The 9,127-nt window shown below is 56.4% G+C and carries 9 protein-coding genes; all 9 read right to left on the bottom strand.

Going from position 1 to position 9,127, the window contains the following annotated elements:
- The coding region (locus ABJK70_RS04495; RefSeq protein ID WP_347257454.1) for a radical SAM protein at positions 1-469 on the bottom strand (469 nt) is incomplete at its 3' end.
- Positions 462-1,109 (bottom strand): lipoyl(octanoyl) transferase LipB, encoded by a 648-nt coding sequence (gene lipB / locus ABJK70_RS04490; RefSeq protein ID WP_086133762.1) that lies wholly within the window; start codon positions 1,107-1,109, stop codon positions 462-464. The genes lipB and ABJK70_RS04495, both read right to left, overlap by 8 nt.
- A gap of 10 nt (positions 1,110-1,119) precedes the next feature.
- Positions 1,120-2,562 carry a magnesium transporter gene (mgtE, locus tag ABJK70_RS04485; protein WP_077732602.1) on the bottom strand — a complete coding sequence of 481 codons (1,443 nt, stop codon included), beginning with the start codon at positions 2,560-2,562 and terminating at the stop codon, positions 1,120-1,122.
- Positions 2,563-2,753: 191 nt separating this feature from the next.
- Positions 2,754-3,026: a DUF493 domain-containing protein gene (locus ABJK70_RS04480; protein ID WP_077732601.1), complete on the bottom strand. Its 273-nt coding sequence runs from the start codon at positions 3,024-3,026 to the stop codon at positions 2,754-2,756.
- On the bottom strand, positions 3,023-3,871 hold the full coding sequence (locus ABJK70_RS04475) for an aminotransferase class IV (protein WP_077732600.1): 849 nt from the start codon (positions 3,869-3,871) through the stop codon (positions 3,023-3,025). The genes ABJK70_RS04480 and ABJK70_RS04475 overlap by 4 nt, the downstream gene beginning before the upstream one ends.
- A 19-nt stretch (positions 3,872-3,890) precedes the next feature.
- Positions 3,891-5,036, bottom strand: coding sequence for a D-alanyl-D-alanine carboxypeptidase family protein (locus tag ABJK70_RS04470; protein WP_077732599.1), 1,146 nt, complete (start codon positions 5,034-5,036; stop codon positions 3,891-3,893).
- A 97-nt stretch (positions 5,037-5,133) separates the two neighbouring features.
- Positions 5,134-6,135 carry a lytic murein transglycosylase B gene (gene mltB / locus ABJK70_RS04465; RefSeq protein WP_077732598.1) on the bottom strand — a complete coding sequence of 334 codons (1,002 nt, stop codon included), beginning with the start codon at positions 6,133-6,135 and terminating at the stop codon, positions 5,134-5,136.
- Between the two features lie 2 nt (positions 6,136-6,137).
- Positions 6,138-7,274, bottom strand: a complete 1,137-nt coding sequence (gene rodA / locus ABJK70_RS04460; protein ID WP_077732597.1) for a rod shape-determining protein RodA — start codon at positions 7,272-7,274, stop codon at positions 6,138-6,140.
- Positions 7,271-9,115, bottom strand: a complete 1,845-nt coding sequence (gene mrdA / locus ABJK70_RS04455; protein WP_077732596.1) for a penicillin-binding protein 2 — start codon at positions 9,113-9,115, stop codon at positions 7,271-7,273. Before mrdA ends, rodA begins: the two co-directional genes overlap by 4 nt.
- Positions 9,116-9,127 lie beyond the last annotated feature (12 nt).

The raw sequence follows: 9,127 nt of genomic DNA, 5'->3' as shown, positions 1-9,127 counted from the left end.
GGATGCAGGCGGCGAAATGACCGGCGCCGCCGTCGCGAAGGTCGTCCCGGTCTACAGAGGTGATGACGACGTATCGGAGCCTTAGCTGCCGAACGACCTCCGCGAGGTGTTCGGGTTCGTTGGGGTCCGGCTCCGAGGGGCGGCCGTGGGCCACGTCGCAGAATGGGCAGCGGCGGGTACAGATATCGCCCAGGATCATGAACGTGGCCGTGCCGTGGCCAAAGCACTCCGACAGATTCGGGCAAGCGGCTTCTTCGCAGACCGTATGGAGATTCTGTTCGCGCAGGATCTGCTTGATCCGATTCACGCTCTCGCCGCTCGCCGCCTTGACGCGTATCCAGGCAGGCTTGCGCAAAGGGGACTCGCTTGGAATCACCTTGATCGGGATACGCTTCAGCTTGTCGGCTTTGCGTTGATGGGTGTCGGGGCTCAGCCTGGAGGGGGCCAAATAGGAATCTTTGTCAGCCACGGATAGGGACCACTCGCTCGTAATTCAAAGTTTGCATGATTTCCACAGTCAATGGCGCGGCCGCCTCGTGAGGTTGAATCGCCACATCGAGCGCGGTCAGGCTGGTGACTTCGAGACCTGCATAGCCACAGGGGTTGATGGCCGAAAACGGCGACAGATCCGAACTCACGTTAAGACTTAGACCATGATAGCTACAACCTTTGCGCACGCGCAGACCTAGCGACGCAATTTTACGTCCGTCGACGTAGACGCCGGGTGCGTCTCGCCGCGCCTCGGCCGTGATGCCATACTGCTTGAGCAGGCCGATCACCGCGTTTTCCAGGGCGCTGACCAAGCGCCTAATTCCCAGGTTTTTCCGCCGAAGATCGACCAGCACATAAGCGATCAATTGGCCGGGGCCGTGGTAGGTGATCTGCCCGCCACGGTCGGTTTTCACTACGGGAATGTCCGTCGTTCGAATCATGTGCCGGACATCTCCATTTAGCCCTAGGGTATAGACCGGATGATGTTCCAATAGCCACAGCTCATCCGGCGTTTCCTCATCGCGCTGCTCGGTGAAGTCTTGCATGGCGCGCCAAGTGGTTTCGTACTCTGTAAGGCCCAGATTGCGCAGGTGCAGGACTTCGGTTGTGTCGCTCATGGGAGAGGTGTTACAGGAGAACCAGTGTCGCGAGACCCAGAAAGATGAAAAAGCCCATGCCGTCCGTCATGGCAGTCAGCAGTACGCTGGTGCCGACCGCGGGATCGAGCCCCAACCGGTCGCGCACCAGAGGCACGGCGATCCCCATGATCGCCGCCACCAATAGATTTAGCAAGGTGGCGCCCATCATGACCAGTCCGAGCTCGACGTCACGGTAAAGCAGATAGGCGATCAAGCCCAGCACGGAACCCCATACTGCTCCGTTGAGGAAACCGATGGCCAGTTCCTTGAAAACCAGCCGCTTCACATTCGAGGGATTGATCACCCCGAGGGCGATGGAGCGGACGATCATCATGCTGGTTTGATTGCCTGTGTTGCCCCCGATGCCGGCGACGATGGGCATGAGCGAAGCCAAAGCGACCACCTTGACGATAGTGTCCTCGAAAAGGCCGATTACCCGGGTGCTGATGAAAGCCGTGACGAGATTGATTGCCAGCCAGAACCAACGGTTTTGTGCGCTTTTCCAGACGCCGGAGAAAATGTCCTCTTCTTCCAACAGGCCGGCCTGGGACAGCATCTCTTCGTCCGATTTTCGGCGAATATAATCGACGATGGCGTCTACGCCGATACGCCCCTGCAGCTTTCCCTCGCGATCCACCACCGGTGCCGACAGGAGATCGTAGCGCTCGAAGGCTCGGGCCGCCTCTTCGGCGTCGTCATCGAGATGAAAGGACACCACGTCCTTGCTCATGATTTCCGAGACCGGCTTTTCGGGAGAGGTGGTGAGCAGGCGTTTCAGAGGCAGCACACCCTTCAATACATTGTGCTCATCGACCACGAACAGCTTGTCGGTGTGTTCGGGCAGATCGCCGCGACGTCTGAGATAGCGCAACACCACGCCCAGGCTGATATCTTCCCGTATCGTGACCATGCCGAAATCCATTAGGGCTGCCACGGTGTCCTCTTCGTGCGACAGCACCGATTGCAGACGTTTTCGGTTCTGATCGTTCAGTTTCTCCAGAAGTTCCTGCAAGACTTCTTCCGGCAAGTCCGGTGCAAGATCGGCGATTTCGTCCGTTTCAAGCTGTCCCGTGGCGGATAACAGCTCATCCGTGTCCATATCGGAAATGAGGGTTTCGCGCACGGCGTCGGACACGTCGAGCAGGATCTGTCCGTCGAGTTCGGACTTGACCAGGTTCCAGACCAACAGCCGCTGTTCCAGAGGCAGCGCCTCAAGAATGTAGGCGATGTCTGCTGCATGGAGTTGGTCTAGCTTTTGTTTCAGTGCCGCCTGATGGCGCTTGTGCAGCAGGGTTTCCACCAGGTCGTGGCGGGGCATCGCGCGCTGTTGGAGAATGGTCTCCTCGAGCTTCTGTTTGTTAAGCAGCGTGATGACCTCTTCCAGATGATGCTTGAGTGTTTCTTCGGGAGGAGTGGTATTCGGTTCGGCCATGAAACGCTCGGTCGGTGCTGCTAAGCGGGTTCGGAAGGACAATGCGAGGTGGGCGAAGTCGAGCGGATCGGTTATTGCATAAGGCGAGATTCCTCTCAAATATTAAATATTAGGTTACGGCAGGCTCTTGCCCGGACTGTCCGAGCACCGCGCAACGCGGCCATCGGGCTGTTGCGTAGTAGCTTTACATCTCACAGAGCCATGATGACCTCGGTGCAATGGGTCAGATCCTGATAAATTGCATCCAGTTGCGCTTTGCTTTCGGCCCGGATAGTCACGGTGACTGCCGTGAACCTCCCTCCTTGGCTGGGACGAGCGGTCACGGCGTCTTCGGTCAGGTTCGGAGCGTGACGGCGCACAATTTCGGCAATCAACCCGTCGAAGTCCGGTCGGCTGTGGCCGAACGCCTTGATCGGAAAGTCGCAAGGGAACTGGAGCAGCGCAGCGGGAGTTTCGGTATTCATGCCGTGCGTAACCTCTGTTTATATGCTTGGTAAATGGCTTGCATTCGCGACCAAAGGGGCCCTGGTTCACCGCCGCCGACGGGTACGCCATCGAGTTCGATGACGGGGAGAATCTCCCGGGTCGAACTGGTCAGCCAAATTTCTGAAGCACGCTTCAAATCATCCAAACGGATGCGCTGTTCGACCGCAGGCACGTTGTTTTCCAGTGCCAGTTCCAACACCAGATCGCGGGTGATCCCAGGCAAGAGGTCGTTGCCCTTGGGGGGGGTCACCAGGATACCGTCGACAACCGCGAATACATTGCTCGCGGCGCCTTCGGTGACCCATCCGTCACGGACCAGGATGGCTTCCGCTGCGCCGCGATCCACGGCCTCTTGCCGCAACAGCACATTAGCGAGCAGCGTGATGGCTTTGATATGGCACCACTGCCAGCGGATATCGTCCATGGTGACGGCGCATACTCCGCTGGTGGGAATAGGCGCGATAGGCGAGCACATGACGAATACGGTCGGATTGACGTCCGCCGGGATGGCATGGTCCCGTTTTGGCGCGACTCCGCGCGTGACTTGTAGATAGAGATATTGATCATGCGCCCCGGCAATAAGACGGTCGAATATGTCCGCCCATTGACTATCCGAAAGGGGATTCGTCATCCGAATGCCGCGCAGGCTGTTATCTAGCCGGCGCAAATGTTCGTCCAGCCGGAACGGACGTCCCCCGTAGACGGGAATGACTTCGTAAACGCCGTCGCCGAATAGAAAGCCGCGGTCCAAAACGGATACCTTGGCGTTGTTCGGTGGTAAATAGTCCCCGTTCAAATAGACGAGGCAGTCGTTTTGTGCCATTTAAGCCGGCTCCCCGTGATTATTTGAAGAACAATCGGGCTTGGTCGAACGTTCGACGGAAAAATCCGCCTTGGTTGACGACTTTCAGGGCCACCAGATCCTGTTGGCCGACGGTCTGATCATTGAATGTCACTTTTACCATGCCGAGTTTGTCGCCTTGTTTCACCGGAGCGACGACCATGCCGTTGACTTCTATGCCAGCTTTGAGATTTTGGTACTGGCCGCGCGGGAACGTGACGTAGAAATCACGGTTGAGACCCAAAGCCAGTTCGGTGTCTTCGCCCTTCCACACTCGGGTTTCGGATAATTTTTCGTTGGCTTTGTAGATCGGCCGAGTTTCGAAGAAACGGTAGCCGTAATTGAGCAGAGCCTGGTTGGCATTGGCTCGATCATTATCGCTTTTGGTGCCCAAGACTACGGAGATCAGTCTCATGTCTTCTCTTACCGCGGATGTCACCAAACAGAATCCCGCGCCCTCGGTATGTCCGGTTTTCACGCCGTCAACGGTCGGGTCGCGCCATAATAGGCGGTTGCGGTTATGCTGCTTGATGCCGTTGAATTCAAATTCCTTGATGGCGTGCCATTTATAGAACTCGGGGAATTCGTCGATCATGGCACGAGTGAGAATAACCAAATCGCGAGCGGTCGTATAATGCTCGGGATCCGGCAAGCCCATGCTGTTCTTGTAATGGGTGTTCTTCATACCCAGCCGTTCGGCCTGTTGGTTCATCATCTGAGCGAACACGGCTTCGTCGCCGGCAATATGTTCGGCCAAGGCCACGCTAGCGTCATTTCCGGACTGAACGATCATGCCCTTGAGCAGCATTTCGACCGGAATCTGGGCGCCGACCTGGGCGAACATGCGCGATCCTTCGGTGCGCCAGGCTTTTTCACTCACCATGACCATGTCATCCAGTTTTAGATGGCCTGCGGCCAATTCCCGGAATACCACGTAGGCGGTCATGATCTTGGTCAGGCTGGCAGGCTCGAGGCGTTCATCCGCATTGCTCTCGGCGAGCACGCGTCCGCTGTTGAAATCCGCCAGAATATAAGCCTTGGCGCCGATTTCGGGGGGCGCCGGGATCAAAACCTGATCGGCGAGGCTGAGACGGTAAAATCCGAGCAAGGCGAAAAGGAAAAGCAAGCTGGGTAATTTTATTTTCACGGCTTTCTGCTTTCGGTCAGGTTAAAAATCGGCGCCGCATTGTAACACGGGCATGCGGCGTTCCGGGGCCGCCGGATAAGGCATTGGAGTCTTTGGGTCAGGACGAACTACCGGCGCTACGGCGAGAAACCAATTCACGACTCAGTTCGTAGGCGGCCATCGCGTATAGCGGGCTATGGTTGTAGCGGGTGATGACGTAAAAATTGTGAAGCCCCAGCCAATAGACAGGCCCCGTTTCTTCATCGAGTTTGACCAGAGCAGCCTTGACGTTGGCGGGCAAGGACGCGCTGGAATCGATGACGCCAAGCGAAAGCCATTCCTGCAAGGTTCGGCTCGGTTTTAGGTTGCCGTTTGCCAGCCGCTCGTGTACAGCGCCGTTCACCGAAGCGGGGAAGGCTACCGGCTCGCCCGACTGCCATCCATGAACGGAGAAATAACGGGCGACACTGGCAATGGCGTCGGCCGGATTGTTCCAGATGTCGCGTCGTTGATCGCCGTCGCCATCGGCGGCATATCTCCGATAGCTGCTCGGCATGAACTGCGGCATACCCATCGCGCCCGCGTAGGATCCCGTGGGACTGCCGGGATTCATGTGTTCTTCCCGGCATAACACCAGGAACTCTTCTAACTCGCGCCGGAAAAACTCGGCCCGTTTCGGATAGGCAAAGGCCAGAGTTGAAAGTGCGTCGATCACCCGGTACTTGCCCGGCGACTGGCCGTAGCTGGTTTCGATTCCGATAATGGCGACGATCACCTCGGCGGGAACGCCGTATTTACTGGCCGTGGCCTTCAAAGCGGCAGCGTTCTTGCCCCAGAAGTCGACCCCGCTTTGTATGCGTTTCTCGGTGAGAAACAGCTTGCGGTAGACATGCCAAGGCTTGGCTTCATATGGTTTGGCCATGGCTTCGAGAATCTTTTCCTGGATGGTCACGTCCTGGAATATCTTGTTGAGTTCTGAGGCGCTGAAGTGATGTTTGCGGCTCATATCCCGAATGAAAGTTCGGACGTCCGGTCGCTGCGGCAGACTTTCCGCAGCCTTCCCGAGTGAAGAAAAGCCATAAAGAGAAGCAATGAGCAAAATGAGACTGAGGGATCTCATAATCATCCGTTCGGCAGGAGTTTACGATGGGTCTGGACGGACATTAGCATACCGAACCCGGCGAGCAGGGTCACCATTGACGTGCCGCCGTAGCTGATCAAGGGCAGGGGTACTCCCACCACAGGGAGAATGCCGATCACCATGCCGATGTTGACGAATACATATACAAAGAAAGTCACGGTCAGCGCCCCGGCCAGGAGTCGGCTATAGTTGTCCTGCGCCTGGACCACGATGTAAAAACAACGCCCGAGAACAAACAAATAAAGCCCCAAAAGGCCCAAGCAGCCGACCAATCCGAACTCCTCGGCGAACACCGCAAAAATGAAATCGGTGGAGCGCTCCGGCAGAAATTCCAGGTGCGCCTGCGTGCCGTGTAGCCATCCTTTGCCGTAGATGCCGCCGGAACCGATCGCGATTTTGGATTGAATAATGTGATAACCGCGTCCTAAAGGGTCCCCTTCCGGGTTCAGGAATGTCAAAACCCGATCCCGCTGATAGCCGTGCATAAAGTGCCAGCCTACAGGTAGCAAGCTTCCACCCAAAATTGCAAGGGCCAGTATGTAGCGCCACGGGATTCCCGCGAGGAACACCACGGCCGAGCCGGCGCTGGCTACCAATACAGCCGTGCCGAGGTCCGGCTGCTTGGCGATCAGCGCCGTGGGAATCAGAACCAATACACCGGCAAGAACCAATTGCTTCAATCGTAGCGGAGATGTATTTCCGGACAAATACCAGGCGATCATCATGGGGGTGGACAACTTGGTCAGTTCGGATGGTTGAAAGCGAATGATTCCGAGGTCTAGCCAGCGTTGGGCGCCCATGCTTATCTTGCCCATCACCAGAACGGCTGTCAGAAGCAGTGCTCCGAGCAGATAAAGAACCGGACTATAAAACTTGAAGTGACGCGGGTGAATTTGCGCGATGGCGATCATGATGGCCATCGCCAGCCCGAGGCGCGCCGACTGACGTAAGAGTACGTTTATATCTTGGCCGCCGGAGCTATAAAGGATGATGAAGGCGAGAGTGCACAATCCTCCCAGTCCGGCCAACAGCGGCACGTCGATATGGAACTTTTGCAGCGGCGAAACGTGCTGAGGCGGCGTGATCCGGAGTTGAGCGAGAACGGGGTCTATGTTCATGGGTTTTCCAGTAGATACTGATCCATGATGGCGCGGGCGATCGGGGCAGCGACGGACCCGCCATGCCCACCGTTTTCGGCAAGTACGGCGATCGCGATGCGAGGCGCTTCCGCCGGCGCGAAGGCTATGAACCAGGCGTGATCGCGCATAGCCTTGGTAATCTTCAAGTTCTTGTATTCTTGGTCTTGCCTCACGGTGAACACCTGTGCGGTCCCGGTTTTGCCGGCGACGGTATATGAAAGCCCGTGGGCTATTCCTTTGGCTGTACCCCGTTGACTATGGACCACATCGACCATAGCATCAATCACCGTACGCCAGTGCTCGGGTCTGAGATCGGCGACAAATTCGTCACCGCTCTTAGGGTAGGGGTTTTGGATCTCGTACGGAGCTTTCATGGTGTCCACGACCCGAGGTTCCACGTTTCGCCCTCGACTGGCGAGTACCGCCGTGGCTCTGGCTAGTTGGACAGGCGTAACTTGGACATAGCCCTGTCCAATGCCCGCGATGACCGTCTCGCCGGGATACCATACTTGCTTGCGCTTTTTTTTCTTCCATTCCTTCGAAGGAAAGAGGCCTGATTTTTCGCCGACGAGATCGATTCCGGTTCGCTCCCCGAAGCCGAATAGCTGCATGAAATCATGTAGCTGGTCGATGCCGATATGGTGGGCGAGGTCGTAGAAGAAAACGTCGCAGGATTGGGTGATGGCCGATTTGAGATCCACTGAGCCGTGTCCTTGCTTGCGCCAGTCCCGGTACTTGTGGTCCGCGTTGGGAAGGCGGTAATAACCGGGGCAAAGCACTCGTCTTGCCGGACTTATGTCCAGGATTTTTAAACCCGCCAAGCTCACGAACGGCTTAATCGTCGAGCCCGGGGGATACGCGCCCCGCAGTGCCCGGTCGTATAGCGGCCGCTCCGGTGCATTCTGAAGGATATCGTAGTCTTCTTTGCGGATGCCGTGGATAAACGGATTAGGATCGAAGCCTGGTTTACTAACTAATACCAATACTCTGCCGGTAGCAGGATCTAGGGCGACTACCGATCCGTCATACTCGCCGAGCGCATCGAACGCGGTTTTCTGCAATCGGATGTCCAGCGAAAGATAAAGATCGGCTCCCGCTACGGGATCAGTGGTGTTCAGCACCTGGATAGCGCGGCCCTGGACGTTGGTCTCGTATTCCTCGTAGCCAGTCTTGCCATGCAAAACGGATTCGTAGGCCTTTTCGATGCCGCTCTTTCCGATATGGTAGGTTCCGCGGTATTGTGCCGGATCCAGTGATCGGAGCTCAGCTTCGTTAATGCGAGCTACGTAGCCTACGACATGGGATGTCAAATGGCCGTAAGGGTAACTGCGCATGAACCGAGTTCGGATTTCGACGCCGGGGAAATAAGGCATCTTGACAGCGAAGCGGGCAATTTCTTCCTCTGTCAATTCCAGGCGCAAGGGTACGCTTTCGAAACTTTTTCGTTGGCTTTTTTGAGCTTTGAATCGGCTTATATCTTCGTCGCTCAGATTGAGCAGGTTCTTGAGTTCGGCTAAGGTGGCGTTCAGATCCGGAACCTGCTCGGGAATGATTTCCAAACTATAAGTGGCCGTATTGTCTGCCAGAACTTCGCCATTACGGTCGAGAATCAAGCCGCGGGACGGCGCTAATGGAGATATCTTGACCTGATTGTCTCGCGATAAGGTCGTGTAGTGCTCGTGCCCCATCACCTGGAGATAAATCAGGCGAATTACAAGTCCCGCGGTAGCCAGCAGCATGAATAGCACGCTGGCGGCGATGCGGTTGAGAAACAGTCGGTTCTCGTAAAACTTGCCTTTGAGGTCGAAGGGGCGGCTCATAGCGATCACTTA

The sequence above is a fragment of the Methylocaldum sp. genome, from assembly GCF_039794385.1.
GTDB lineage: Bacteria > Pseudomonadota > Gammaproteobacteria > Methylococcales > Methylococcaceae > Methylocaldum.
Note: the sequence above shows the minus strand (reverse complement) of the source record. Positions and strands in the feature narration are given on the sequence as shown.

Excerpts from the sequence above, each read along its gene's own strand:
- lipB (WP_086133762.1), bottom strand. The coding sequence starts at position 1,109 with ATGAGCGACACAACCGAAGTCCTGCACCTGCGCAATCTGGGCCTTACA.
- rodA (WP_077732597.1), bottom strand. The coding sequence starts at position 7,274 with ATGAACATAGACCCCGTTCTCGCTCAACTCCGGATCACGCCGCCTCAG.
- mltB (WP_077732598.1), bottom strand. The coding sequence starts at position 6,135 with ATGAGATCCCTCAGTCTCATTTTGCTCATTGCTTCTCTTTATGGCTTT.
- mgtE (WP_077732602.1), bottom strand. The coding sequence starts at position 2,562 with ATGGCCGAACCGAATACCACTCCTCCCGAAGAAACACTCAAGCATCAT.
- mrdA (WP_077732596.1), bottom strand. The coding sequence starts at position 9,115 with ATGAGCCGCCCCTTCGACCTCAAAGGCAAGTTTTACGAGAACCGACTG.
- ABJK70_RS04475 (WP_077732600.1), bottom strand. The coding sequence starts at position 3,871 with ATGGCACAAAACGACTGCCTCGTCTATTTGAACGGGGACTATTTACCA.
- ABJK70_RS04480 (WP_077732601.1), bottom strand. The coding sequence starts at position 3,026 with ATGAATACCGAAACTCCCGCTGCGCTGCTCCAGTTCCCTTGCGACTTT.